This is a genomic window from Serinicoccus hydrothermalis (assembly GCF_001685415.1).
Lineage (GTDB): Bacteria > Actinomycetota > Actinomycetes > Actinomycetales > Dermatophilaceae > Ornithinicoccus > Ornithinicoccus hydrothermalis.
This window is the reverse complement of record NZ_CP014989.1, coordinates 3,132,566-3,157,740: the sequence shown is the minus strand read 5'-3', so window position 1 is coordinate 3,157,740 and position 25,175 is coordinate 3,132,566. Positions and strand designations below refer to the sequence as shown.

The following is a 25,175-nucleotide window of genomic DNA, read 5'->3' as shown; positions in this document are numbered from 1 at the left end:
CAGCGTCGATGGTGCTCCTCGGAGACCCCCTTCGTCAAGCACACAGGCGTCTCACGCGTGTCCGAGCGCCACATCCGCCCCTAACGCACCGCGGGCGGGGCCCCGCATCGATGATGCGCGACCCCGCCCGACGGATGGTGCGGAGTGGAGCGGCCGGGACCCACGGCATACCGTGGGCCCCGCCTGGCTCACTTGAGCGTGACGGTGGCGCCAGCGCCCTCGAGCTGCTCCTTGGCCTTCTCGGCGGCCTCCTTGTCGACCTTCTCCAAGACCGGCTTCGGCGCGCCGTCGACCAGGTCCTTGGCCTCCTTGAGGCCGAGGGAGGTCAGCGCACGGACCTCCTTGATGACCTGGATCTTCTTGTCGCCGGCGGCCTCGAGGACGACGTCGAACTCGTCCTGCTCCTCCTCGGCCGGGGCGTCGCCGCCACCCGCCGGGGCGCCGGCGGCCGCGACGGCGACCGGGGCGGCAGCGGTGACCTCGAAGGTCTCCTCGAAGGCCTTGACGAACTCGGACAGCTCGATGAGGGTCATCTCCTTGAACTGCTCCAGGAGCTCCTCGGTGCTCAGCTTCGCCATGATGGGCGTTCCTTCCTGTTGTGTGCCGTGAGTGGCGTTGGTGAATGTGCTGGGTCGTGGTGGCCGGGTGGCCGCCCGCTCAGCTCTCGTCGCCACCCTCGGCGACGTCGGTGGTCGCCTCGGCAGGCTGGGCTGCCTCGGCGGTGGTGTCGGCCTCGTCGGCGGGTGCCGACGCAGACTCGGCGGCGGGACCGCCCTGCGCCTCGACCTGGGCGCGCAGCGCCTCGACGACCCGGGCGGTCGACGACAGCGGAGCGGCGAACAGGCCGGCGGCCTTGGACAGGTTGCCCTTCATGGCACCTGCCAGCTTGGCCAGCAGGACCTCGCGGGACTCGAGGTCCGCGAGCGTGGTGATCTCGGCGGGGGTCAACGGCTTGCCGTCGAGCACCCCACCCTTGATGACCAGGGCCGGGTTGGCCTTGGCGAAGTCACGCAGCCCCTTGGCCGCCTCGACCGGGTCACCGGTCACGAAGGCGATGGCCGTGGGGCCCTGCAGGTGCTCGTCGAGGCCGTCGATACCGGCCTCGGCAGCAGCACGCCTGGTCAGCGTGTTCTTCACCACGGCGTAGGTGGCGTGCTCCCGCATGGAGGCGCGCAGCTCGGTGATCTGACTCACCCGCAGCCCGCGGTACTCCGTGAGCACGGCCCCGCCGGAGCTGCGGAACTTCTCCGCCAGCTCGGCGATGGCAGCAACCTTCTCGGGCGTTGCCATACTGGCCTCCTTCACGTCGTGGTGCCGGCTACCCCCGGGCCCGGCACGACGAGAGCCCCGGCACAGGTGCACCGGGGCTCGAAGGATCTGGAGGAGAGAGTCCGTCCAGGTCTGCTCGGATCACCTGCGCTGGCGCTCCGAGGTGATCGGAACCTTCGGCCGACGTCTCCGGTGCGCGGTCACGCCCCGGGCACGCCGACAACCGGCGGTCTTGGGTATGCCTCTAGGCTACGGCATACCGTCGGAGGCGGCCAAATCCCCGCAGGCGCGTGCGGCCGCCGCTCCCCCGGGCGGGAGGATGGGGGTATGCCCGACGAACCCGCCCCGCAGCGCGCCTACCACCACCTCGTGCACCGGGACCCCGAGGCGGAGCAGGAGATGGGCGGGCCGGCCCGGGTGGCCTCGGGCGGACTGCGCCTCATCCTCGCCAACGCCCTGCAGAGCATCGGTGATCAGGTGGTCAACGCCAAGACCGTGCTTCCCTGGCTGCTCAGCGTGCTGGGTGCGCCGGCCGCAATGGTCGCGCTGCTGGTGCCGGTCCGCGAGTCGGGGTCGATGCTCCCGCAGGCCGCCCTGACGCCGTGGGTGGTGTCCCGCCCACGACGCACGCGGGTGTGGATGCTCGGCGCCGCCGGGCAGGGGCTCGCGACGGTCGGGATGGCCGGCGCCGCGCTGCTGCTGGAGGGTGCGGCGGCCGGGGTCGCGGTGCTCCTCGCGCTGGCGGTCTTCGCGCTCTCGCGCGCCCTGTGCTCGATGGCGGCCAAGGACGTGCAGGGCCGGACGGTGCCCAAGGGTGAGCGGGGTCAGGTCACCGGCGCCGCGACCATGGTGTCCGGCGCGGCGGCGCTGGTCATCGGGGTCACCCTGGAGCTGCTGGGCCCCGACCTGGGGGCCCCGGTGCTCGCGGCCTTCCTGCTGGGCGCTGCGTTGATGTGGGTGCTCGGGGTCGTCGTCTACGCCGGGATCCCGGAGCGCCCGCGGGAGCCGGAGTCGGCCGGGGAGCCGTGGTGGACCGAGACGGTGGAGCTGCTGCGGGAGGACGCCGACTTCCGTCGGTTCGTGCTGGCCAGGGGGCTGCTGCTCGTCTCCGCGCTCGCGCCGCCCTTCCTCGTGACGCTCGCCGCGAGCACCGAGGGCGCCGGTCTGCTCACCGGGCTGGGGTCCTTCGTCATCGCCCAGGGCGTCGCCTCGGTCGTCGGGGGCCGGGTCTTCGGCGGGCTCGCCGACCGGTCCAGCCGGCTGGTCATGGCGCTCGGCGCCCTCGTGGCCTCGCTTGTCGTGCTCCTCGTCGTCGGCGCGGTGCTCGCGCTGCCCCCGGGCTCCCCCGCGCTCGCCGTGGTGCTGGTCACGGCATACCTGCTGCTCAGCCTCGTCCACGTGGGCGTCCGCGTGGCCCGTAAGACGTATGTCGTCGACGTCGCCGAAGGTGACCGGCGCACGCGCTACGTCGCGGTCTCGAACACCGCGATGGGCGTGATCCTGCTCGTGACGGGGGCGGTGAGCGCCGGGCTGGCAGCCTTCGGGCACGTGCCGGCCCTGGTCTTCCTCGCCGTGCTGGGCCTGCTCGGGGCCTTGCTGTCCTGGCGGCTGCCGGAGGCCTCGCGCGGCTGAGCGCCCCTCAGACCGCGCCGACCCGGCACCCCACCGACCTGGGCAAGGTTGTGCACCGTGTCCGCTGTCGAGAAGGCTGCTTGTGGTGCACAACCTTGCCCAGGTCGTGCTGGAGAAGTGCGAGGAGTCAGCCTGACCCACATGGCTCATCCCGACACGGCCCCTCGCGCCTCGGCGCGGGCGATGGCGGCCAGGATGCGCTGCCGGACCAGGTGCGGACGAGCCAGGTCGGCCCACGTGATCCGGACGACCTCGTAGCCGAGCTCGCGCAGACGGTCCTCGCGTCCCTTCTCGGCCAGCAGGTCATCCAGGCCGGAGTACTTTCCCTGGCCGTCGAACTCGACCAGCACGGACCACCGGTCGAGCTTGACATCGGCATACCCCACGAACACGCTGCCGTCCCGCACGGCGAACTGCGGTGTGCACGGCCCCAGGCCGAGCAGCTCGACGAGCCACCTGCTCCGGCTCTCCCCCGGCGACTCGCTGCGGGCGTCGGCGGCCTCCACGACCTGCTCCACAGCGGGCTGACCCCGCCCGAAGCCGGCGCTCACGGCTGCTTCGATCTGCCGTCGGACCTTTGTCGTCTCCGGACCCGGCGACGCGCGTCCCAGGCGGACCACTTCTATCCCCTGGCCCCGCGCTGCGGCATCGGCGAGCGCCGCCGAGTGGAGCACCCCGTCGAGGCAGATGAGCCCGTTCTCCGGGCCGGACGTGGCGGCCACCTGCAGCGCGGCCAGCGCCGGATGCACCACGAGCAGCCCGTCCTCCACGGCGGCCCAGGTCGACGGCACCGGCGCGTGGACCCAGAGGGAACCGTCGCGTCGACCCCGGTGCCCGTCGATGCGGGAGAGGTGTATGTCCTCACCACCGCCGCCGTAGGCCTGCTCCCGCACCGCGAAGGCACTCTGGTGGCTCAGCGCGTGCACGGCAGGGTCCGAGCCCTCCCGTGGGTGGGCCAGGCTGAACCCCACGGCGCGGGCACGGAGGGCACGGCGTTGCCACGGCGTCATGCCGCGCAGCGCGCTGGCGAGCACGACGGCATCCCGCCGCACCCGCACGACCACCCCGGTGCGGACCAGGCGCTCCACGGTCCGTCGCGAGCATCCCGCCCGGAGCAGCTGGTCCACGGCCCCCGCACCACCCTGGGCCTCGAGCACCGTCACGACATCCCCCTCCATGCGTCGAGTCTGGCCCGCCGCGGCGTTCGGCCGTAGAAGTTGTCCACAGGCTGCGTCGCCCACGGCTGAACCTGGGCAAGGGTATGCACCACAACCTCCCCCGGTGACGACCTGGGCAAGGTTGTGCACCGGAGACGCCGTCGAGAAGGCTGCCTGTGGTGCACAACCTTGCCCAGGTCGGTGGAGGGGCCTGGGAACGACAACGCCCCCGGAGAGCCAGGCTCTCCGGGGGCGTCGTGTGTTAGCGCGCGGTCACTCGGCGGGGACGGTCTCCAGGACGCTGCCCACGCGGGCCGGGTCCATCGGGATGCCCGGGCCCATGGTCGTCGACATGGTCGCCTTGGTGACGTAGCGGCCCTTGGAGCTGGCCGGCTTCAGCCGCAGGATCTCCTCGATCGCCGCGGCGTAGTTGTCGGCCAGGGTCGACTCGTCGAAGGAGGTCTTGCCGATGATGAAGTGGAGGTTGCTGTGCTTGTCCACGCGGAACTCGATCTTGCCGCCCTTGATGTCGGACACGGCCTTGCCCGTGTCCATCGTGACGGTCCCGGTCTTCGGGTTCGGCATGAGGCCGCGGGGGCCGAGCACCTTGCCCAGCCGGCCGACCTTGCCCATGAGGTCCGGGGTGGCGACGACGGCGTCGAAGTCGGTCCAGCCGCCGGACACCTTCTCGATCATGTCGTCCGAGCCGACGTAGTCCGCCCCGGCGTCGAGCGCGGCCTGCGCCTTGTCGCCGTTGGCGAAGACGAGGACGCGGGCGGTCTTGCCGGTGCCGCCGGGCAGGTTGACGGTGCCGCGGACCAGCTGGTCGGCCTTGCGCGGGTCGACGCCCAGGCGCAGGGCGACCTCGACGGTCGCGTCGTACTTCGTGGGGGAGGTCTCCTTGGCCAGGCGGATCGCCTCACGGGGGGCGTAGAACGACCCCTCGGTGAGCTTCTCCGCGGCGGCGCGGTAGGCCTTGCTGCGCTTCATGTGTCACTCCTTGTGGTGATGGTGGAGCTGTGGTCGGACGGGCCGCGCGAGGCCCTGCCACAGGGTTCCGGTATGCCGCGCGCCGGGCGGGCGGCATACCGGGGGGGGGTTCAGCTGGTGGTGATGCCCATCGAGCGGGCGGTGCCCGCGATGATGCGCTTCGCCATGTCGAGGTCGTTGGCGTTGAGGTCGGCCATCTTCATCTCGGCGATCTCGGTGAGCTGGGCGTCGGTCAGCGTGCCGACCTTGGTCTTGTGCGGCTCGCCCGAGCCCTTGCCGACACCGGCGGCCTTCTTGATGAGCTCCGCGGCCGGCGGGGTCTTGGTGATGAAGGTGAACGAGCGGTCCTCGTAGACCGTGATCTCGACCGGGATGACGTTGCCACGCTGGGACTCCGTCGCGGCGTTGTACGCCTTGACGAACTCCATGATGTTGACGCCGTGCTGACCCAGCGCGGGGCCGACGGGCGGGGCCGGGGTGGCGGCGCCGGCCTGGATCTGCAGCTTGATGAAGCCGCTGACCTTCTTCTTGGGGGGCATGTGCTCTCCTTCGTCGTGGGCCGACGCCCTGGGCGATGACCCGGTTGCAGTGTCGGGGCGGTCGACCCCGGCGGGTGGTCGGGCCGTGCGGCCCGAGGTCTGTCAGATCTTGGCGACCTGGTTGAAGGCCAGCTCGACGGGGGTCTCGCGGCCGAAGATCGAGACGAGCACCTTGAGCTTGTTGCTCTCGGGCAGGATCTCGGAGATCGTCGCGGGCAGGGTCTCGAACGGACCCTCCATGACCGTGACGGACTCGCCGACCTCGAAGTCGACCTGCGGCTGGGCCGGACGACCCGTGCCGGTGTCGGCGCCCTCGCCGCCGGTGCCCGCCGCGGCCGCGGCCGCCGGGCTCGGGGTGTCGAAGACCGGGGCGAGCATCGAGACGACCTCGTCGATCGACAGCGGCACCGGCTGGTGCGCGTTGCCGACGAAGCCGGTGACGCCCGGGGTGTGCCGGACGGCGCCCCAGGACTCGTCGGTCAGCTCCATGCGGACCAGCACGTAGCCGGGCATACGCACGCGGCGCACCTGCTTGCGCTGGCCGTTCTTGATCTCGGTCACCTCTTCCATGGGGACCTCCACCTCGAAGATGTAGTCCTCCATGTTGAGGCTGGTGATGCGGGTCTCCAGGTTGTGCTTGACCCGGTTCTCGTAGCCGGCGTAGGAGTGGACGACGAACCAGTCGCCGAACTTGCCGCGCAGCACGGAGGTGAACTCCTCGAGCGGGTCGACGGCCTCCTCCTCGGCGTCCTCGACCGCCTCCTCGGCCAGCTCGGCCTCGGCCTCGGGCGTCTCCACGGCGACGGGAGCGTCCTCGTCCGTGCTCACCTGCTCGTCCTGGCCGTAGACGGCCTCCTCCACGGGGTCGGCAGCGGGCTCGCCGTCGTGACGCTCGGCGGCCTCCATGTCGGCGTCCTGCACGGACTGCTCTGCCGTGACCTCGTCGTGGTCAGGGGTCTGCTCGGACATGCCCTACTTCCTCAATGTCGTTTCTGTGGCCCGGCGCCGTGCGGCACCGGAGGCGGCGGTCAGGCCCCGAAGACCAGACCGACCAGCCACTGGAACAGCTGGTCCAGGCCGAAGACGAAAGCCATCATCACGAGCACGAAGACGAACACGACGATCGTGTAGGTGATGAGCTCGTTGCGCGTCGGCTGGACGACCTTGCGCAGCTCGGCCATGACCTGCTCGACGAAGGTCGCCGGGCGACCGGACTGGCTGTCGCCGGCCTGGTGGCGGGCGGCACCATCGGTGTCGCGGGCGGGATTCGCCACGGGTCGCCTTCCTGTCGCAGGTCTGGGTGGTCGCGGCGGGCAGGCTGCCCACCGGTCACGCAGGGCAAGAGGGACTCGAACCCCCAACCGCCGGTTTTGGAGACCGGTGCTCTACCAATTGAGCTATTGCCCTTCACCGGATGATCGCCGCGACTTCCTGCCGTTGGGGGGCAGGCTGGCGCACGGTGCGAACACCCGAACGCTCAGTCTACGGGACGGCCGACAGGTTGGGCAAAGACGGCCCGTCCCCGGACGGGGGCTGACGTGGCGTGAAGCGGCGGTGACATGATGGGCCGCGTGAGTGAGCAGACCCGCATCAGCACCCGCATCGGATCCATCGCCGAGTCCGCCACCCTGGCGGTCGACGCCAAGGCCAAGGCGCTCAAGGCCGAGGGGCGGCCGGTGATCGGCTTCGGCGCCGGCGAGCCCGACTTCCCCACCCCGGACTACATCGTCCAGGCGGCGGTGGAGGCCTGCTCCGACCCGGTCAACCACCGCTACTCCCCCGCCGGCGGCCTCCCGGCCCTCAAGGCCGCCATCGTGGCCAAGACCCGCCGCGACTCCGGGTATGCCGTGGAGCCGGCGGACGTGCTCGTCACCAACGGCGGCAAGCAGGCGGTCTACAACACCTTCGCCGCCCTGCTGGACCCGGGCGACGAGGTCATCCTGCCGACGCCCTACTGGACGACCTACCCCGAGGCGATCCGGCTGGCCGGGGGCGTCCCGGTCGAGGTCTTCGCCGGCGCGGACGCCGAGCCCGGGGCATACCTCGTCGGCGTGGAGCAGCTGGAGGCCGCGCGGACGGAGAAGACCAAGGCGCTGCTCTTCTGCTCCCCGTCGAACCCCACCGGCGCGGTCTACCCGACCGAGCAGGTCGAGGCGATCGGCCGGTGGGCGCTGGAGCACGGCATCTGGGTCGTCACCGACGAGATCTACGAGCACCTCCTCTACGACGGGGCGCAGGCGCCGTCGATGCCGGTGGTGGTGCCCGAGCTCGCCGACACCTGCGTGGTCCTCAACGGGGTCGCCAAGACCTACGCGATGACCGGCTGGCGGGTCGGCTGGATGATCGGGCCGAAGGACGTCATCAAGGCGGCCACCAACCTGCAGAGCCACGCCACGTCCAACGTCGCCAACGTCTCGCAGCGGGCCGCGATCGCGGCGCTGGAGGGATCGCTGGACGCGGTCGAGGAGATGAAGGTCGCCTTCGACCGGCGCCGCCGCCTCATGGTCGACATGCTCAACGAGATCGACGGCGTCGAGTGCCCGGTCCCCCAGGGCGCCTTCTACGCCTACCCCTCGGTCGAGGGGGTCCTGGGCCGGACCATCCGCGGCCGGACGCCGCAGACCTCGGTGGAGCTGGCCGCCCTCATCCTTGAGGAGGTCGAGGTCGCGGTGGTGCCGGGCGAGGCGTTCGGGCCCAGCGGCTACCTGCGGCTGTCGTATGCCCTCGGTGACGACGACCTCAAGGAGGGCGTCGGCCGCATCCAGGCGCTGCTCGCCGAGGCGCGCTGACCCGTTCGCTATGCTTCGCCGCAGGGAGGTAACGGCGTGGTAGGTGGGGATCCGGCGCGGCTCAACGAGTCCGGCAACACGATGATGACCTGTGCGACCGACGTCCAGGGCGCCGACACGGCCCTGGGCGGGTACCGCAGCTTCGCCTCCTCCGCCCTGGGCCGTGCCGAGGACAGCGGCGTCGCCGCGGCTTTCGACGGAGCCGTCGCCGAGCTGCTGCGGGCCGCCGGACGGCTGGGGTCGACCTGCGCGACCGACGGGCACTACCTGCAGCGCGCCTCCCGGGAGCTCGACGAGGCCACGGCCGACCCTGGCGGCGGTGGCAGTGGCAGCGGGGGCGGTGGCGGCGGTGGCCGTCCCCCTGGCACGGGGGTGCCGCAGTGAGCCCGGGGGGCCGGCGGCTGCCTGCGGCGCTGCTCCTCGCCCTCGCCGTGACCGCCTGCACCAACGAGGGAGAAGAGATGACGCCGACAGGACAGGGGCCGGAGTCCTCCGGCGGCGGCGCGACGTCGTCCGCACCGAGTGCCCCGGTCGAGCTGGTCGCGTCGGTGACCGCGACCGTGGAGCCGGGCAGCGCGCCGGAGGGCTTCACCAGTGGGCTGGAGGGCCTCCTCGTGTCCTACTCCGTGACCAACGAGGGCGCCGAGCCGATCAAGGTGGCCACGGACCGGGCCGCGGCGCAGGCCCGCTCGGCGACGCAGGCACCAGCCGCGGTCTGGACCAGCGCCGGGAGCGAAGAGGACGTGGCGCGGCTGTCCAAGCAGGTCTTCGGCATACCCGACGGGGTGCTGCCGAACGAGGTGCACCGCGCCACCAGCGTGACGGTCGAGCCGGGTGCGACCACCGAGGACTCCGCCTTCCTCCCGCTCCCCCTGCAGCCGGAGCTGCCCAGCGGCGGCGAGACCATCACCGTCACCGAGTCGCCGCTCACCGATCCCGACGCCGTGCGACGCCTCGAGGTCTGCGTCCAGATCGCACCGGGACCGACACCCGGCCAGGAGGAGCCTTTCGCCTCGACCATCGCCGCCGACGCCGGTGACACGGCGCTCGTCTGCAGCGAGCCGATCCCCCTGCCCGGAGACGAGCGATGAGCAGCGTCACCGTCGATGACGTGTGGGACCTCGAGGCCGAGAGCGGCTGGCTCGTCGACGCGCGCGGGCGCCTGCGCTCCCTGGCGACCACCCTCACCGACCAGGCCACGACGGTCGGCACCACCCGGACGGACCTCGCCGAGCACTGGGAGGGAGCGCGGGCGGAGTCCTACCTCGGCTACGCCCCGCGGCTGAAGTCGGCCCTCGACGACGCCGGGACCGAGGCGGGAGCCGTCGAACGGGTGCTGCAGCAGATCGACGACGACCTCGACGGGGCGCAGAACGACCTCGACTCGAGCTACGTCCGGGCCAGCGGTGCCTGCTCCAGCGCCTCCCGCTCGGGCGGGTCGGTCACCTTCACCTGGCCCGACGACGAGGACCAGCCCGACGAGATCGGCACCCAGCAGGGTCGGGCGCAGACCGTCCTGAGCGGCCTGCGCGACACCCTGCGGGCGCGGGCCACGTCGCTGGACGCGATCGCGCAGCGTGCCCTGACGATCGCGGACGCGTGGGCCGGCCCCGCGGAGGGAACACCGGACTGGGACTACCCCAAGGACATCTCCTACGGCGTCATGCAGACGACGCTGGGCAACACGACCACGGTCACCACGGGTGACCTCGGGGACTCGATCGAGGTGACCGTCGACCCGGAGACCGGGGAGACGGTCCTGCGCATCACGCACATCACGGAGACCGACTGCCGCGTCGAGGAGATCCGCATACCCGCCGGACGTGAGGTCGTCATCAACACCGGCGGCGGGAGCGACACGATCACCGTGCCCGCCGGGACGGACGTGGACCTGCGCTTCTCCGGGGGTGAGGGCGAGGACACCGTGTCCGCCCAGGAGGCCGAGGGCGACATCGAGGCCTTCGGAGGGGAGGGTGCTGACACCATCGAGCTCGGCTCCGGCTCCGACACGGTGCACGGAGGGGCCGACGACGACTACATCGACACCGGCGACGGCGACGACCGGGTCTTCGGTGGCCTCGGCAACGACATCCTCTACGGCATGGGCGGCGACGACGTCGTCTCCGGCGGCGAGGGCAACGACTACCTCGAGGGGGCGCGCGGCGACGACACCCTCTTCGCCGGTGACGGGGACGATATCGTGTCCGGCGGCTTCGGGGACGACACCGGGCACGGCGGGCGCGGTGACGACACGCTGTATGCCGGGTCCGGCACCGACTCCTTCACCGGCGGCCAGGGCACCGACAAGGTCACGGGCGAGGACCACGACACCCTCGACGGCGAGCAGCGCATCACCATCGAGATCCCCTCCGAGGAGCACTACACCCGGTGGCTGGAGTTCGAGGTCGACGGCAGCGACGCCTTCAAGGAGCGGATCCTGGCCGACCTGCAGATGATGGCCTCCAGCGAGACCGGGCAGGAGATGCTCGAGGCGCAGGGGCGGCACTACGACGAGTCCGGCTTCCTCGGCATCGGCAAGGACAAGGTCACGATCCGGGAGTTCGACGAGCAGAACGGGTATGCCAGTCCGGACGGCTACATCGTGACCATCAACCCGGACTACCAGGGCAGCATCAACAACAGCACCGACCCGAACGGCTGGACCGGCAAACCCCCCGTCGTCGTGCTCTTCCACGAGCTGGGGCACATCAACCAGTTCCGTTCCCAGGGCGGCGGGTCGGGCCACTGGTGGGATCCGGACGCCACGGCTCCGGACGGAACCCAGGGAGACTGGATCCGGGACGAGAACGGCCAGCCGCTCATCGAGCGGCAGAACGTCGGCCTGCCTTGGGACACCGACGTGGTTCCCGAGGGGAACGGCGAAGACTACGAGTTCGACCTCACGGAGAACGGCTTCCGCGACGAGCTCGGCGTGCCGCGCCGCGAGTGGTACTGAGTCGAGCAGACTCACACTTTCCTCGGGCATCCACGCCGTGAAGGCTAGCGTTGGGTGCCAGGTTTCCTCTCCGCCGGCACTGGAGGTGGTCGTCCGTCTGCGATCGTGAGGACGCGTCCGGCGGCCGTCATGACCCGTTGCACATCCACCATTGGAAGCGGCAGGCCACGCTGCACGTACTGGTAGAGATGTGGAGGCATCTGCACATGCTGGTCCAGTCGTTCGGCCACCAGCAGGGCGACCGCCTCGGCCTCGATCTCCGCGCTCTCGGTGCTGACGGAGACGCGCCGGGGCCATCGGCGTTCGTCCTGCGTCCCGATGTGCCCGCAGTAGACGTGACCCAGCTCGTGGGCCAGCGTGACGAGGCGTTCGGTCGGGCTGAGATGTCCGTTGACCACGATGTCGTAGTGCACCGGGACGGCCTCCACCACAGGCTTAGGCCGCCATTTCACCTGGACGCTCTGCGCCTGCTCCCCGTCCGCGGGCATGGCGCATCCGGCTTGCTGCGAGCCCTGGGGCACGTAGGACACCCGGACGAAGTCCCGTGGTGCACCACGACCAATTCCCTCGAGTGCCTGATCCACGCCGACCATGGCGGGCATCCGGTAGGGCGCCTCGATCGCCCCCGGGAGAGTCGGCGCATCCTCCAAAGGCTCGGTCTGCGTGACGTCGTAGACGAACATGAGGGGAGCAAACGGCCGAAGGATCACGATCGGCTGCGCACCTGGGACGATCCGGCGCCGGTATCGCTGCTCCCAGGTCTGCGGCGGCAGGACATACCTGGCTCCAGGCATCTGCAGCTGCGCGTACATCGCGTTCGTCGGGCTGTACTGCTTGAACCGGGCCACCTGGCGGAGCATGTCGACGAGGTCCTTGCTGGACCCGTGGTCCAGGGCCTGGTCGATGAGGTACTGGATCGAGGCTTTTGCCTCCTCCAGGGTCGGACCGGCGGCTGGGTCGTCCTCGTCGAAGGGCAGCTGCCCCGGCCACTGCAGCGGCAGCTCCTGACGGGTCATGACGCCTTCCTCTCGGCATACCGGGGCGCCATGGCCTCCATCTGGTCGATGACGAGCCGGATGGCTTCGAGCTGCCGGTCCGGCGGGTACCGATGGAGCACCAGCAGGCGCTTGATCGAAGAGCGCAGCTTGGCCCGCACGTCGTCACGGACCGTCCAGTCCGTCTTGACGTCCCGCTGCATGACGCCCAGGAGCTCTCGCGCGATGGCGGCGAGCACGTCGTCCCCCATCAGCTCGACCGCCGACTCGTTCTGGGCCACGGCGTCGTAGAACGCCAGCTCATCCTCGGACAGGGCCGGGTCGAAGGTCTGCCCACGGTCCGCCTCGGCAGCCACCTCCTTGGCCAGGGCGATGAGTTCGGCGATCACCTCGGCGGACGTGAGCTGCTGGTTGGTGTAGCGGTTCATCAGCTCGGTAATCCGTTCGGAGAAGGCGCGCTGCCGCACCAGGTTGTGGCGGCTCACCCGCGTCGACTCCGCGGTCAGCATCGCCCTCAGCGCCTCGATCGCCAGATGCGGGTGCTCGGCCTGCTGCACCTGCGCGACGAAGGACTGGTCGAGGTCGGCCAGGCTCGGTCTCGGTATGCCCGCCGCCTCGTAGATGTCGACGATCTCACCCGTGGCGGTCGAGGCGGCGACGATGTCGCTGAGCAGCCGCTGGATCTCCTCCGGGATCGGTTCTCCCGCCGCCTGTCGCGCCTCGGCGTCCATCTTGGCCATGTAGACCCTGGTCTCCTGGAAGAACAGGATGTCCCCGCGCAGGTGCTCCAGCGCCTGGCTCCCTGAGCTGACCGCCCACGCCCGTGCCAACTGCCCGCTGAGCGCGCGGTAGCGGTCGGCGAGGGTCTGCTCTCCCTCGGGCACGTCATTGCCGGGGGTATGCGGCGAGCGCAGGTGGTTCGCCAGGCCCAGAGCCGCATCCATCCAGGATCGGCGCACTGTCGGGTCGATCTTGTCCCGCCAGGCGTATCCGGCACAGAGCTCACGCAGCTGCGCGACCAAGGTCTCCGAGAGCGCCGCCGCCTCGTCGATGTCCCTGCCCATCGGCCTGCCGCTCTGGTCCTCGGCGGAATACTCGGCCAGGGCCTTGTTGAGGTTCTCCGCCAGCGGGGCGTAGGCGACGAGGAGCCCGTCCTGCTTGCCCCGGAACGTCCGGTTGACCCGGGCCAGGGTCTGCATGAGCAGTGCCCCCTTCAATGGACGGTCGAGATAGAGCGTGTGCAGCGGCTGGGAGTCGTAGCCGGTGAGCATCATGTCCTTGACGATGACGATCTGGAGCTCGTCGTCGACCTGGCGCAGCCGCTCCTTGATCGTGGCGTTCTCCGACTCCCGTCGCACGTGCCGGGCGATGTGCTCGGGGTCCTGCGCGTCCCCGCTGTAAACGACCTTGATGATCCCCTTCTCCAGGTCGTCGCTGTGCCAATCCGGCCGCAGGGCGATGATCTCGTCGTAGAGCGCAGCGCAGATGTGCCGGGTCGCCCCGACGACCATCGACTTGCCCGGCGCCTCGATGAACTGGGCCATCTGGTCGCGCCGCTGCTCCCAGTGGGTCACGATGTCCGCGGCGAGAGCCTGGAGGCGGGCAGGTGCGCCATACACGGCGTTGATGACGGCCACGCTCTTCTCCAGCCTCTCCCGCTCGGCCAGGTCGACTCCGGTGCTGGCCTCGTCGGCGGCTCTGTCGATGTCCTCCTCGCTCACCTGATCGGCGAGGCCCATCTGGATGAGGCGTGCCTCGAAGAGCACGGGCACGGTGGCCTCGTCGGCGACGGCCCGGCTGAGGTCGTAGACGTCGATGTAGTCACCGAAGACGTCCCGGGTGTTGCGGTCCTCGAACGAGACCGGGGTGCCGGTGAAGGCGATGAGCGTGGCGTTGGGCAGGGCGTCCTTGAGGTGGCGGGCATACCCGTCGAGGTCGTCGTAGTGGCTGCGGTGCGCCTCGTCGACGATGACGATGACGTTGCGGCGGTCGGAGAGCAGCGGGTGGTCGATCCCGGACTCGCGCTCGGCCTGGCTACGCCCGAACTTCTGCAGCGTGGTGAAGAGAACTCCCCCGGTGACGCGGCTGGTGAGCTCGTCGCGCAGCTGGGTGCGGGTCTTGATCGTCACGGGCTCCTCCGGCAGCAGGTCGCTGCGCTTGAACCCCTCGAAAAGCTGCCCGTCGAGCTCCTTGCGGTCGGTGATGACGACGACCGTCGGGTTGAGCAGCGCAGGGTGGGTGAGCACCTTGGCGGTGTAGAGCTCCATCTCCATCGACTTGCCCGAGCCCTGGGTGTGCCAGACGACGCCGGCCTTGCCATTGCTGCGGACCGCGTCGATGGTGCTGCCCACCGCCTTGGTGACGGCGAAGTACTGGTGCGGCTTGGCGATCCGCTTCGCCAGCCCGGTATCGCTGTCGTTGTCGAAGGCGGTGAAGTCGCGCAGCAGGTGGCCGAACCGCTCGACGTTGAAGATCCCAGCGATGAGCTGCTCGATCCCCGTCGAGAGATAGCCCTCCTTCCCTTCCTCCGGACGCACCGGCTGCCCCTCGTCGTCGACGTTCCACGGCGAGAAGTGGTTGAGCGGCGTGAACGGCGTGCCGTAGCGGGCGGCCACGCCGTCGCTGGCGACGGTGAGCACGCAGAACCGGAAGGCCATCGGGAGCTCGCGGAGGTATGTCTCCAGCTGGGCATGGGCGTTCGCGACTCCGACGCGGTGGTTGCCCCCCTTCTTCAGCTCGACGATCGCGACGGGCAGACCGTTGAGGTAAAGGACGACGTCGAAGCGCCGCTGGTGGTCGCCCACGCGGACGGTGACCTGGTTGACCGCGAGGTAGTCGTTCTGGGCGGGGTCGTGGCTGACCAGGCGGATCGTCGGGTTCTGCTCCGAACCGTCGGTGTCGACGTAGGAGATCCCGCGGTAGCCGTGGACGAGGTAGCCGTGGATGCGATGGTTCTCGGTGATCGCGTCCTGCGACTTCGGGGCCAGGAGGTCGGCCATCGCCTGCTGCAGGTGCTGCGTCGGCACGTCCGGGTTGAGCCGCGCCAGCGCCTGCTGCAGGCGCGGCTGGATGACCGGGTCGTCCCAGGTCTGCCGCTCCCCAGAACCGGGAGCGATGTCCACACCGGACAGAGGCTTCCACTCGTACTCCGCCAACGTCTCCAGCGCTACCTGCTCCCAGGCGTCCTCGTTGAACCCCATCTCATGCCCCATCACACGACCTCCTCGACCTGCTTCCCGCGTCCTGGATCGTGACCTTGCCCGACATGAGCAGCGGAAGCAGCGCGTCGCGTGCCCGACTCAAGGTCTTGCGCTCCTGCGCTTTCGCGACTCGGAGTCGTGCCAGCGGCTCGGCCCGGCTCTCGAAGGTCGCAAGCGCTTCGCCTTCCGGCAGCATGACTGTTGCTTGCGCGAGGTCTGACTTGTTCAAGTGGATGACGGTCGTACCGGTCTTGGACCGCTCGATCCGAGTCAGAGGTGCCCTTAGCAGCTCGTACACCAGGGCATTTCCCACTCCGCGACCACGAACGCGGCAGACTCGCTGGTTGAGCAGCGATGGCTCCCCCAGCCAGTACTTGGCCCGAAACTCCCCATCCATACCCACCAACACGTCGCCCGGCAGAACCAGAGTCTCCCTTGGGCGCGACTCGGTCGTCCAAGTCTGACACTCAAAGGTCCGCAGATCACGGATTCGAAGGAGTGGCCGGCCATGACCCGGTTCCGAGAAATGTTCTCCTTTGAACGACTCGCCGAAGTCCACTTCAAGAACGTCGAAAAAGGGACGCGGCACTGCTGATTTCTCAACTGCACCAACATAAAGCGCGCGTACTAACTCATCGATGCCGGACTCGCACTGTCGATTAGCTGCGATCTTGTCGTCGAGCGCCCCTAGCACCTCCGCGATCGCCCGCTGCTCTTCCACAGGCACATCTGGTAGATCCAGTGATCCGATATCGGTCAGGTTGATGTAGGCGGCCATATCGGTGTTGTTGGCACGATGTGAGGCTTGGCGCAGGAAATCCTCACTGCGGAACCAATAGCTCAACCAACGCCGATCGATCCGGTCGTCGTCGATCACCCGGAAATAGCAAAGCTGAGGGCTGTAGACAAGTTCCTCCTCAAGGTTCGGCACTATGGCGACTCTGCCTACGGTGCCCTTCGTCGTGAGAATCACGTCATTGGCTCGGGCGAGCTTCTCGCGGATCTGGCCCACGCGGTCCCTCGATACGTAGTCGGATCCGGCTGGTGAGACAACTCCATCCGCAACGTCCGCCACACGGAGAATCCGGTAACCGGGCTGACCGTGCTCCCCCCGCTTCGTGCGGTAGCCGTCGCTATAAGAGAGCACTCCATCGGCTGCAAGCGCACCCATCGTGGTCATGAGAGACGGCCCAACTGCGCCAGAACAGAAGCCTGCAAGCGGTCGCTCTCCTCGAACTGCCTCAGCAATTCGTTTGTGAGCCGCTCGATCTTCTCCTCGATCGGCTCCCCGTCGTCCTGGGCTTCAACCGCCCCAACGTACCGCCCTGGCGTCAGCGCATAGTCCGCAGCCTTGATGTCCGTCAGAGATACCGATGCGCAGAAGCCGGGGACATCGTCATATTCCAGTCCCTTGCCGACCGCCGACTGGGTGCCGCGCCAGGCGTGGAAAGTGTCGCCGATGCGCGCGATGTCCTCCGGCGTGAAGGACCGCTCGGCGCGGTCCACCATGAAACCCAGCTCCCGGGCGTCGATGAAGAGGACTTGCCCGGTCCGGTCGACCGACCCCTGCTCCCCCGCCGTCTTGTCCTTGGCGAAGAACCACAGGCAGACCGGGATACCTGTGCTCCGGAACAGCTGCGTCGGCAGCGCCACCATGCACGACACGAGGTCGGCCTCGACGATGCGGGCCCGGATCTGACCCTCGCCTCCGGAGTTCGAGGACATCGAGCCGTTGGCCATGACGACACCGGCCCGACCGTCCGGCTTGAGCTTGGACAGGATGTGCTGGATCCAGGCGTAGTTGGCGTTTCCGGCGGGCGGCACGCCATAGCGCCAACGCGGGTCCTTCTCGATCCGGTGCCAGTCCTTGATGTTGAACGGCGGGTTGGCCATGACGACGTCCATGTCGGTGTCGACGTGGTAGTCGCGGACGAAGGTGTCACCCCAGCGGCTGCCCAGACCCTTGTTGTCGATGCCGTGGATGGCGAGGTTCATCTTCGCCATGCGCCACGTGCGCTCGTTGAACTCCTGTCCGTAGATCACGACGTCCTTCGGATCGCCGTCGTGCTCGTAGATGAACCTCTCGGTCTGGACGAACATGCCGCCGGAACCGCAGCACGGGTCGTAGACGCGGCCCGACGTGGGTTCGAGCACCTCGACCAGGACCTTGACCACGCTCGGCGGCGTGTAGAACTCCCCACCTCGCTTGCCCTCGGCCTGCGCGAACTTGCCGAGGAAGTACTCATAGACCTCGCCGAGAAGGTCGCGGGCGCGCCCCTCGCCGACGCGGGAGAAGCGCGCGCTGTTGAAGAGGTCGATGAGCTCTCCGAGCCGACGTTGGTCGACGTTGTCGCGGTTGAAAATGCGCGGCAATGTGCCGGCCAGGCTCGGGTTGGCACCCATGACGAGGTCCATCGCCTCGTCGACGAGCTGCCCGACGTTCTGGGCCGACTCCCCCATCGCGGCGGGGAGGCCCTTGGCGTGCTGAGCGAGGTAGGGCCATCGCGCGGTCGGCGGGACGACGAAGACGCCGTAGCCGTTGTATTCCTCCGGGTCGTCGATGAGCATCGCGACCTGGTCGTCGTCCATCCCCGCCTCGCGCAGGTCGGCCTCGATGGCATCGCGACGCTCCTGGTAGGCATCGGAGACGTACTTGAGGAAGACGAGGCCGAGGATGACGTCCTTGTACTGCGAGGCGTCCATCGAGCCGCGCAGCTTGTCGGCGGCCCTCCACAGGGTGTCCTTGAGCTCCTTCATGGTGGACGGAGCAGCAGGCACGGTGGCCTTCTTGGTCGGTGGCATGGGTCAACGTCCTTTCGGGGTCGGGCCGCCGTCGAGGCGGGAGAGCAGGAGAGTGGAGACTCGCTCGGCGGCGGTGTCGGGGTCGTAGGCCAGCGATACCGAACGGATCAGCGGTGCGAGGTCGGAGCGGAAGGTGCGGTCACGCAGCTTGGCAGCGAGGTTCGTCTCGGCACGGGCCTGCGTCATCCCCGACGGGCGGTAGGGCAGGAAGGCCGCAACGATCTCGCCAGGGTCGAGGTCGAGCACGTCGAGCGACAGCCAGAGGTCGAACAGGTCACGGCCCTTGCTGCGTTGGTAGAGCGCGCGGATCTTGGTCGCCATCAGCTCTTCCGGCCGGAAGGTCCGCACCTGCGCCTCGCCGGACCACCAGGCCGAGCGGACGGCATACGGCAGCAGCAGGTGCGGCAGAGCAGGCGAGCGCTCGAAGGTGTTGACCTCGATCTTGAGCCGCAGTGGCGTGCCGGTCTGCGCCGTGGTGCGCCACAGGATCTTGGGATGCTCGCTGACCCGGGTGCTGACCGAGAAGCCCAGCTCGCGACCCAGCTCGGTCAACGCCTGCGTCAGCGGCTTGATCCCACCGGCGGAGGTCCGTACGTAGTCGAGGTCCTCGCTGTATCGCCACGGCTCAGGCAGGTGCAGCTTGTGCAGCGCCGTGCCCCCACGGAAGACCAGCTCCTGACCGAGGTATGCGTCGCTCGCGATGGCGCAGATCGCGCGCGACAGCAACAGGTCCTGCTCGACCTGCTCCCGCGTGGGCCACGGGTGGTCGACACCCCAGGCGGTGACGGCGTTGTAGGGGATCACCAGTCCACCTCCACCTCACGGTTGAGGCGCACCATCCATCTGGGGTCCACAGGTCCTGTAGCGGCTGCCGACGGATCCAGCCGGGCGGGGGTGGGCGGGCCAGCGAGCGCCAGCGCGCGCAGATCGTCCATCCCGCCACGGCCCCCGAGGCGGTCCAGCGTGAAGCCCATGCGCCGGACCGCTGCGGCTGGCACGGTGGCGGCGAGGCGCACCAGCTCGAAGCGATCCAGATCACAGACCTCGTCGAGCTCCAGGATCACGGTGGCTGCGTTGTCGATCCCGCCGGACAGCGTGACATCCGTGGCGATGTCCACGGCCGTGGACTCGGGCGTGGAGACTCGCGCCTGACCCGCCCTGGTTGGGTGATGCACGACAGGGACCTTGGGGATGTCCGATCGCAGACGGAACTGGAAGGCGGTCCGGCCGATCCCGCGGTCGCGCAGCTGTCGCGACACGGCGACCTGGAAGGTCTGCGGCGCCTGGTGCGCTGCCCCGTGCAGCTGCGCAGCCGACAGCCATCCGACGTAGTAGTCGAGGCTCAGGTGCGTGGCGACGAGATCGATCATCTCGACGCCGGGAGGAGCGCCCCACGTCCGGAACTCCGGGGCGACCGGCAGCCACAGGCCGCGGACGGGGCTGACCCACTCATGGCGAGCCGCAGGCGCTGCGAGTCGCGCGCTGACCTGACCCGGCGGGACTCCAAGGGCTTCCGCCATCTCCTGCGTGGTGAGCGCGGCCCGACCGTGGGCCAGTGCCCAGTCGGCGAGCTGCGGTGCCCGAACACGCGAGTCGGCCGCGGTCGTCATGACACCCTCCGCTCTGCATAATGCTGACTCTCATGTTTATCATGCTTTTCGACATTACGCAGAGTCACTGCTGCGCCCCCGTCGGCCACCAAGCCAGCCAGCACGGATCGTGCGTGCCGCAGCGCGGCAGAGCGCCGACGCAGCTCAGACTCCTCGTCCGCCAGACGCCCCAGGACAGCGCCCAGATCGTCGGCCGCAGACGGATCGACCTGCGGCAGAAGCCATCCCCGCCACTGGCGGGCCGTGTCTGGCAAGGCATTGACGACGTCCGCCAGGACGTCGGGCACGAGGCCGGAGCCGGGCGCCGACCGCAGAACGCGTGCGGGGTAGGCAACGACGGACATACCGTCGCGATCCACCATGGCGCGCGGCCGCGGCGAGGTCACGAACACGACATCACCGGGCTCGGTGCGACGACCACCGGCGACCCCCGGGTCGAGAGGGTCCACGTGGAGCGGGTGGGACTGCTCCTGGACGACAGCCGAGGTGATGAGTCGGAGCGACCCCGACCCGAGAGGTTCGGCAGCAAGCCGGACTCCCGGGACGAGGGTGAGAAGTCTCGACCTCAACGCCTGCTCCACCGTGATGCGTCCTCCCGTGGAACCGCCGGACGGATCCAGCGCGACCAGGTCGTCGCACCGAGCACTGCGCAACAGGTCCTGCACGGCGAGCACGTCCTCTGCATCGCTGGTCGCCGCCGGCCGGGGCCGGGACCCGGGCACCACAACGGGCCCTCCGTCGGCCAAGACCTCGACCAAGGGGCGGTAGGTGGCGAAAGCGAAGGCGTGCAGGACCTGGCGAGACTCCAAGGCCGCGACGACATCAGTCGCCAGCTCGCTGACGGCTCTCGGGCTCATCTGGACGTCGGAGAGGTCGGCCGTCATGACGGCGCGCCGGTCAGCGGGTCGCTCCCTCCCCTCCGGCCCCAGGACCCAGACACCGAGATGCTGCCTCGGGTGGTGGACCAGCAGCCCGGCCGGCAGCTTGGCGACCAGGCGCACCCGGCCGAGCCGCAGCACCGCTGCCCGCTGCTTCTCCGCCTCCCCCGGAAGATCGTCGCAGAGGGCCGAGGCTGGACCGACGATGACGACGCGGTCTGCGTCGGTCTGCTCCAGCTGCAGGTTGTCGATGGCATCCAGCACGACGCCGACGTCGGTCGAGCCGTCACTCGGCTGCAGGTTGCCGATCACGAGCCGCTGGGCAGGTGGACTCATCGTGGGGCCTGCTCCGGAGATGACATAGCGCCGGCGTGCCGAGCGCGCCAGCGCATCGTCCCCGGACACCACGACGTCGACCTCGATGCCCTCTCGCAGCGACGCGATGCCTGCGGCCACGATCGCCGCTGCGTGCCCACCAACATCCTCCAGACAGATGGCAGATGCGCCGACGTCGAGGGCTGTGGCGGCCGTCAGCTCGCCGAACAGGTCCTCTGCCTCGGCGGTGAGGGTCGCGGAGTCCCGAGACAGGTGCGCCTGACGGCGATCCAAGATCTCGAGGGCGTTCGCATGCCCGTATGACGCGTCCACCAGCCGACTCAGGTAGCGCATGATGGACGGCGCCCGCTCACCCGCGCGGACCACCTCGGAAAAGAGCAGGTCGTCGTCGGGATCCCTCTCCTCCGCGAGATCCTGGATCTGGTCGGTCGTCGACCCGACTCGCTCTCCAGCCGTCAACCGGAGCAGACACAGGAGGGCCTCCAGCTCGTCCCCGAAGTCGTTGTCGAAGAGCTCTGCCGGCTGCGCGTGCAGCATCACGTCAGCGCGGGCATCGGGGTTGTTGCCACGGCCGCTCGCCTCGAGCCACGACACGATGTCGTCACCGCCGAAGAGCTCGGCGCGACCTCGCTGCGCCACCGGCTCCGGGAACGGCAGCTCAGAGTCGGCGGACCGAGAGCGCCACATCGACACCACGGGTCGCTGCACGTGGGCGAGTGCGGCGACGGCACGCAAGGAGAGCACGGGCTGGTCGGTGGTCACGGTGCTGGCTCTCCCTTCTGGTGTCGGTGTTGATGCGATGAACAGTACTGACCACGCCTTCGCCTATCAAGTGTCTTGCTTGATAACCCTATTTATCAGAATGTGTTGTTGCTCCCACTCTCAGCCAGCGCCAGGGTGGTGGAGTCAGCTACATCCCATTCCCCGAGAGGCACAACCATGAACTCCTCCCCCAACACGACAGTCCGCTTGGACCACGCTGCATCGGCACTCACCATCGACGCCCTGTCGCTCAGCCACCCTGCCGTCACCACGGAAGCACTGCGGTGGACCACGGGCGTGCGCGGCGCGCCGGTCGCGGCCGAGGCCGCCGCCGAGCTCGACCTCACGGCATACGCCGAGCAGGCGCTCATCGTCGGCGCGCAGGCCATCGCCGCAGCGGGCGGAGCACAGGACACCTACAACCTGGAGCAGCTCATCCACGATGTCGGCTCGCGCACCGCCGAGGCGTCGGCCTCTGCGGCCCAGGCCACCGACAAGGTCATCTCCGGAGCGACAGCGACGATGCGACAGATGACGACCGAGGTGAACAAGGCGCTCAAGGAGGCGGGCGAGACCTCGCGCGCAACCTTCACCCAGACGGTGGCCCAGGCGCGCGCGGACCTGCAGAGCCAGGTCCTCGCTCTCGTCGGCGGCGACGATCCGCAGCTCGTGGCCAAGCTGGACTCGCTCCTCGCCACCTTCGGCTCGAACCTGACCGACCACACCGACAAGCGGACGGCAGAACTCTTCGAGAAGGCCACCAAGGCGCTGGACCCCGCCGATCCCACCTCACCCCTGGCTCGTCACCAGCACGAGCTGGCCAAGCAGCAGGCGGACCTGACCAGTCGCCTCGACGAACAGCACGCGGCCCTGGCCAAGGGTGTCGAGGAGATCAAGACCACCTTGGCCAGCCAGAAGGCCGCCGCCGAGGTCGCTGCGCAGCTGGCGTCGGTGACGCCGCTGAAGGGCGGCACCTTCGAGAGCCAGGTGCACGCCGTGATGCACGCGCTCGCGACCGGGCTCAGTGACGAGTATGCCGAGACCGGCACGGTCGTGGGCAACGTCGCGGGCTCCAAGAAGGGTGACGGCGTCCTGACGGTCATGGGCGGGCCGGCTCGCGTGGTCCTGGAGATGTCGGCCACCAAGGCACCTCGGGAGTGGACGGCATACCTGGAGGAGTCAGAGCGGAACAGAGGCGCGACGACCTCCATCGGCGTGGTGCCCAGCCTCGCGCAGAACGCTGACCAGCAGGTGCGGGTGCTGGGGCCCCGCCGGGTCGTGGTCGTCTTCGATCCGCAGACGGACGACCCGGCCATGCTGCGGCTCACCGTTCAGATCCTTCGGGTCGCGGCACTGGCCGCAACGACTGACCAGCGCACCGGCGCCGTGGAGGTCGCTCGGGAGCACATCGCTCAGGCGCTGGCCGAGCTGTCCCGCATCCAGAACATCAGCAGGTTCGCGGGCCTTGCCAAGAGCAACGCACAGAAGGTGGAGACGGAGGCTGAGCGCCTCGCGGCCCACCTGAACCGGCTGTTGCTGCAGGCGCAGACCGCGCTGGTCGAGCCGATACTGGCGACGCCTACCGACGACGGCAACGCCGGGACGGAGGCTTCGGACAGCGGCGCTGCCTGACGTCTCCTACCCGTCGGGCAGGCATACCCCTGTGGCCGACCCCCGACCAGACACCCCTTGCGTCCGTGGTGACGCGGACGCAAGGGGTGTCCGGTCAGTCGGTGCCGAACTCCATGGCCGCCCAGTCCAGCGACTCCTCCTCGTCCTCGGTCGGACCGACGCCGCCGGCGATGCGGTCCGCGCCGCCGGGGGTGAGGTCGCCCACGAGCGAGGTGGAGGCCAGGCCCAGGCCATTGCGGCCCGCGCCTGTGGCCGCACCCTCGGCCAGCCCCTGCGCGTGGGCGGCGGCACCGACGCCGAGCAGGCCCTTGGAGACATACTGCTCCAGCCGCGCGCGCGAGTCGGCGATGTCCAGGTTGCGCATCGTCAGCTGGCCGATCCGGTCCGTGGGACCGAAGGCCGCGTTGGTCACCCGCTCCATCGACAGCTTGTCCGGGTGGTAGCTGAAGGCCGGCCCGTCGGTGGCGACGATCGTGTAGTCCTCGCCGCGCCGCAGCCGGACCGTGACGTCGCCCGTGACCGCGGAGGCGACCCAGCGCTGCAGCGACTCCCGCACCATGAGCGCCTGCGGGTCGAGCCAGCGACCCTCGTACATCAGCCGCCCGAGCGCCCGCCCCTGGTTGTGGTAGGCCGCGATGACGTCCTCGTTGTGGATCGCGTTGACCAGCCGCTCGTAGCCGATGTGCAGCAGCGCCATGCCGGGGGCCTCGTAGATGCCGCGCGACTTGGCCTCGATGATGCGGTTCTCGATCTCGTCGGCCATCCCCAGCCCGTGCCGCCCGCCGATCGCGTTGGCCTCCATGACCAGCGCCACCGCGTCGCCGCCGAAGTCGTCACCGTTGATGGCGACCGGTCGGCCGTCGCGGTAGGACACCGTGACGTCCTCGGTCTCGATCTCGACCGCCGGGTCCCAGAAGCGCACGCCCATGATGGGCTCGACGATCTCCATGCCGACGTCGAGGTGCTCCAGCTTCTTGGCCTCGTGCGTGGCCCCCCAGATGTTGGCGTCGGTGGAGTATGCCTTCTCCTTGCTCGCGCGGTAGGGCAGGTCGCGCTCGGCGAGCCACTGGCTCATCTCGTCACGCCCGCCGAGCTCGTGCACGAAGGCCTCGTCGAGCCAGGGCTTGTAGATCCGCAGCTGGGGGTTGGCCAGCAGCCCGTAGCGGTAGAACCGCTCGATGTCGTTGCCCTTGTAGGTGGAGCCGTCGCCCCAGATGTGGACGTCGTCCTCCTTCATGGCCCGGATGAGCATCGTGCCGGTGACGGCGCGGCCCAGCGGGGTGGTGTTGAAGTAGGTGCGTCCGCCGGAGCGGATGTGGAAGGCCCCGCAGGCCAGCGCCACCAGCCCCTCCTCGACCAGCTCCGGGCGGCAGTCGACCAGCCGGGCGAGCTCGGCGCCGTACTCCTCCGCGCGCCCGGGGACGCCGTCGATGTCGGTCTCGTCGTACTGACCGATGTGGGCCGTGTAGGTGCAGGGCACGGCGCCCTTCTCGCGCATCCACGCCACCGCGACCGAGGTGTCCAGACCGCCGGAGAAGGCGATCCCGACACGTTCACCGACAGGGATGCTCGTCAAGACCTTGGACATGGTGACGAGTGTATGCGCACCTCCGTATATCTATGCAATC

General features: G+C 69.4%; 21 protein-coding genes and 1 tRNA gene. 6 read left to right on the top strand and 16 right to left on the bottom strand.

Translation table 11 applies throughout. From position 1 onward, the window contains the following. Positions 1-188 precede the first annotated feature (188 nt). Both rplL and rplJ read right to left on the bottom strand, forming a co-directional pair. On the bottom strand, positions 189-578 hold the full coding sequence (rplL, locus tag SGUI_RS14760) for a 50S ribosomal protein L7/L12 (protein ID WP_066641546.1): 390 nt from the start codon (positions 576-578) through the stop codon (positions 189-191). A gap of 79 nt (positions 579-657) precedes the next feature. Continuing rightward, positions 658-1,290: a 50S ribosomal protein L10 gene (gene rplJ / locus SGUI_RS14755; RefSeq protein ID WP_066641544.1), complete on the bottom strand. Its 633-nt coding sequence runs from the start codon at positions 1,288-1,290 to the stop codon at positions 658-660. A 306-nt stretch (positions 1,291-1,596) separates the two neighbouring features. Here rplJ and SGUI_RS14750 point away from each other — a divergent pair, with 306 nt between their 5' ends. Continuing rightward, positions 1,597-2,901 (top strand): MFS transporter, encoded by a 1,305-nt coding sequence (locus tag SGUI_RS14750; protein WP_066641541.1) that lies wholly within the window; start codon positions 1,597-1,599, stop codon positions 2,899-2,901. Positions 2,902-3,047: 146 nt separating this feature from the next. Here SGUI_RS14750 and SGUI_RS14745 read toward each other — a convergent pair whose 3' ends face one another. The 6 genes from SGUI_RS14745 to SGUI_RS14720 form a co-directional block, all read right to left on the bottom strand. Continuing rightward, on the bottom strand, positions 3,048-4,079 hold the full coding sequence (locus SGUI_RS14745) for a hypothetical protein (RefSeq protein WP_157621869.1): 1,032 nt from the start codon (positions 4,077-4,079) through the stop codon (positions 3,048-3,050). A gap of 252 nt (positions 4,080-4,331) precedes the next feature. Continuing rightward, the gene (gene rplA / locus SGUI_RS14740; RefSeq protein ID WP_066641538.1) at positions 4,332-5,048 is read right to left on the bottom strand and encodes a 50S ribosomal protein L1; all 717 of its coding nucleotides are present in this window, start codon (positions 5,046-5,048) and stop codon (positions 4,332-4,334) included. A gap of 110 nt (positions 5,049-5,158) precedes the next feature. After that, positions 5,159-5,587: a 50S ribosomal protein L11 gene (gene rplK / locus SGUI_RS14735; RefSeq protein WP_066641537.1), complete on the bottom strand. Its 429-nt coding sequence runs from the start codon at positions 5,585-5,587 to the stop codon at positions 5,159-5,161. Positions 5,588-5,689: 102 nt separating this feature from the next. Continuing rightward, a complete protein-coding gene (gene nusG, locus SGUI_RS14730) occupies positions 5,690-6,556 on the bottom strand; it encodes a transcription termination/antitermination protein NusG (protein WP_066641536.1) in 867 nt (288 codons plus the stop codon). Positions 6,557-6,615: 59 nt separating this feature from the next. Then, positions 6,616-6,861: a preprotein translocase subunit SecE gene (gene secE / locus SGUI_RS18150; RefSeq protein ID WP_066641535.1), complete on the bottom strand. Its 246-nt coding sequence runs from the start codon at positions 6,859-6,861 to the stop codon at positions 6,616-6,618. Positions 6,862-6,921: 60 nt separating this feature from the next. Further along, a tRNA-Trp gene (locus tag SGUI_RS14720) sits at positions 6,922-6,994 on the bottom strand. 155 nt (positions 6,995-7,149) lie between these two features. Between SGUI_RS14720 and SGUI_RS14715 the strand changes: the two genes are divergently transcribed. Genes SGUI_RS14715 through SGUI_RS14700 form a run of 4 tightly spaced genes read left to right on the top strand, consistent with a single transcriptional unit; the run spans position 7,150 to position 11,332 of the window. After that, positions 7,150-8,376 carry a pyridoxal phosphate-dependent aminotransferase gene (locus SGUI_RS14715; protein ID WP_191090992.1) on the top strand — a complete coding sequence of 409 codons (1,227 nt, stop codon included), beginning with the start codon at positions 7,150-7,152 and terminating at the stop codon, positions 8,374-8,376. Between the two features lie 36 nt (positions 8,377-8,412). Continuing rightward, complete coding sequence (locus SGUI_RS14710) at positions 8,413-8,760, top strand: hypothetical protein (protein ID WP_157621868.1); 348 nt, start codon at positions 8,413-8,415, stop codon at positions 8,758-8,760. Continuing rightward, entirely contained in the window at positions 8,757-9,467 is a 711-nt protein-coding gene (locus SGUI_RS14705) for a hypothetical protein (RefSeq protein ID WP_066641532.1), read from the top strand. The genes SGUI_RS14710 and SGUI_RS14705 overlap by 4 nt, the downstream gene beginning before the upstream one ends. Beyond that, positions 9,464-11,332, top strand: coding sequence for a M91 family zinc metallopeptidase (locus SGUI_RS14700; RefSeq protein ID WP_066641529.1), 1,869 nt, complete (start codon positions 9,464-9,466; stop codon positions 11,330-11,332). Before SGUI_RS14705 ends, SGUI_RS14700 begins: the two co-directional genes overlap by 4 nt. Before the next feature lie 44 nt (positions 11,333-11,376). On the opposite strand, the gene SGUI_RS14695 is transcribed toward SGUI_RS14700, so the two are convergent. The 7 genes from SGUI_RS14695 to SGUI_RS14665 are packed head-to-tail and all read right to left on the bottom strand — an operon-like array spanning position 11,377 to position 21,915. Next, a complete protein-coding gene (locus tag SGUI_RS14695; protein ID WP_066641525.1) occupies positions 11,377-12,348 on the bottom strand; it encodes an ImmA/IrrE family metallo-endopeptidase in 972 nt (323 codons plus the stop codon). Beyond that, positions 12,345-15,539 carry a type I restriction endonuclease subunit R gene (locus SGUI_RS14690; RefSeq protein WP_066641523.1) on the bottom strand — a complete coding sequence of 1,065 codons (3,195 nt, stop codon included), beginning with the start codon at positions 15,537-15,539 and terminating at the stop codon, positions 12,345-12,347. The genes SGUI_RS14695 and SGUI_RS14690 overlap by 4 nt, the downstream gene beginning before the upstream one ends. After that, positions 15,529-16,698, bottom strand: coding sequence for a restriction endonuclease subunit S (locus SGUI_RS14685; protein WP_335675535.1), 1,170 nt, complete (start codon positions 16,696-16,698; stop codon positions 15,529-15,531). The genes SGUI_RS14690 and SGUI_RS14685 overlap by 11 nt, the downstream gene beginning before the upstream one ends. Positions 16,699-16,703: 5 nt before the next feature. Further along, positions 16,704-18,329: a class I SAM-dependent DNA methyltransferase gene (locus tag SGUI_RS14680; protein WP_066641519.1), complete on the bottom strand. Its 1,626-nt coding sequence runs from the start codon at positions 18,327-18,329 to the stop codon at positions 16,704-16,706. A 3-nt stretch (positions 18,330-18,332) separates the two neighbouring features. After that, on the bottom strand, positions 18,333-19,133 hold the full coding sequence (locus tag SGUI_RS14675; protein WP_066641517.1) for a nucleotidyl transferase AbiEii/AbiGii toxin family protein: 801 nt from the start codon (positions 19,131-19,133) through the stop codon (positions 18,333-18,335). Continuing rightward, the gene (locus tag SGUI_RS14670; protein ID WP_066641514.1) at positions 19,130-19,939 is read right to left on the bottom strand and encodes a type IV toxin-antitoxin system AbiEi family antitoxin domain-containing protein; all 810 of its coding nucleotides are present in this window, start codon (positions 19,937-19,939) and stop codon (positions 19,130-19,132) included. Before SGUI_RS14670 ends, SGUI_RS14675 begins: the two co-directional genes overlap by 4 nt. Continuing rightward, complete coding sequence (locus SGUI_RS14665; protein WP_066641512.1) at positions 19,936-21,915, bottom strand: hypothetical protein; 1,980 nt, start codon at positions 21,913-21,915, stop codon at positions 19,936-19,938. Before SGUI_RS14665 ends, SGUI_RS14670 begins: the two co-directional genes overlap by 4 nt. A 108-nt stretch (positions 21,916-22,023) precedes the next feature. Here SGUI_RS14665 and SGUI_RS14660 point away from each other — a divergent pair, with 108 nt between their 5' ends. Beyond that, positions 22,024-23,547: a Fis family transcriptional regulator gene (locus tag SGUI_RS14660; RefSeq protein WP_157621867.1), complete on the top strand. Its 1,524-nt coding sequence runs from the start codon at positions 22,024-22,026 to the stop codon at positions 23,545-23,547. A gap of 94 nt (positions 23,548-23,641) precedes the next feature. Here SGUI_RS14660 and argG read toward each other — a convergent pair whose 3' ends face one another. Continuing rightward, positions 23,642-25,135 carry an argininosuccinate synthase gene (gene argG, locus SGUI_RS14655; RefSeq protein ID WP_066641508.1) on the bottom strand — a complete coding sequence of 498 codons (1,494 nt, stop codon included), beginning with the start codon at positions 25,133-25,135 and terminating at the stop codon, positions 23,642-23,644. Positions 25,136-25,175: the final 40 nt, after the last annotated feature.

Coding starts and splice junctions, on each gene's coding strand:
- rplL (WP_066641546.1), bottom strand. CDS start 578: ATGGCGAAGCTGAGCACCGAGGAGCTCCTGGAGCAGTTCAAGGAGATG.
- rplJ (WP_066641544.1), bottom strand. CDS start 1,290: ATGGCAACGCCCGAGAAGGTTGCTGCCATCGCCGAGCTGGCGGAGAAG.
- SGUI_RS14750 (WP_066641541.1), top strand. CDS start 1,597: ATGCCCGACGAACCCGCCCCGCAGCGCGCCTACCACCACCTCGTGCAC.
- SGUI_RS14745 (WP_157621869.1), bottom strand. CDS start 4,079: ATGGAGGGGGATGTCGTGACGGTGCTCGAGGCCCAGGGTGGTGCGGGG.
- rplA (WP_066641538.1), bottom strand. CDS start 5,048: ATGAAGCGCAGCAAGGCCTACCGCGCCGCCGCGGAGAAGCTCACCGAG.
- rplK (WP_066641537.1), bottom strand. CDS start 5,587: ATGCCCCCCAAGAAGAAGGTCAGCGGCTTCATCAAGCTGCAGATCCAG.
- nusG (WP_066641536.1), bottom strand. CDS start 6,556: ATGTCCGAGCAGACCCCTGACCACGACGAGGTCACGGCAGAGCAGTCC.
- SGUI_RS14715 (WP_191090992.1), top strand. CDS start 7,150: ATGGGCCGCGTGAGTGAGCAGACCCGCATCAGCACCCGCATCGGATCC.
- SGUI_RS14700 (WP_066641529.1), top strand. CDS start 9,464: ATGAGCAGCGTCACCGTCGATGACGTGTGGGACCTCGAGGCCGAGAGC.
- SGUI_RS14695 (WP_066641525.1), bottom strand. CDS start 12,348: ATGACCCGTCAGGAGCTGCCGCTGCAGTGGCCGGGGCAGCTGCCCTTC.
- SGUI_RS14690 (WP_066641523.1), bottom strand. CDS start 15,539: ATGGGGCATGAGATGGGGTTCAACGAGGACGCCTGGGAGCAGGTAGCG.
- SGUI_RS14685 (WP_335675535.1), bottom strand. CDS start 16,698: ATGGGTGCGCTTGCAGCCGATGGAGTGCTCTCTTATAGCGACGGCTAC.
- SGUI_RS14680 (WP_066641519.1), bottom strand. CDS start 18,329: ATGCCACCGACCAAGAAGGCCACCGTGCCTGCTGCTCCGTCCACCATG.
- SGUI_RS14670 (WP_066641514.1), bottom strand. CDS start 19,939: ATGACGACCGCGGCCGACTCGCGTGTTCGGGCACCGCAGCTCGCCGAC.
- argG (WP_066641508.1), bottom strand. CDS start 25,135: ATGTCCAAGGTCTTGACGAGCATCCCTGTCGGTGAACGTGTCGGGATC.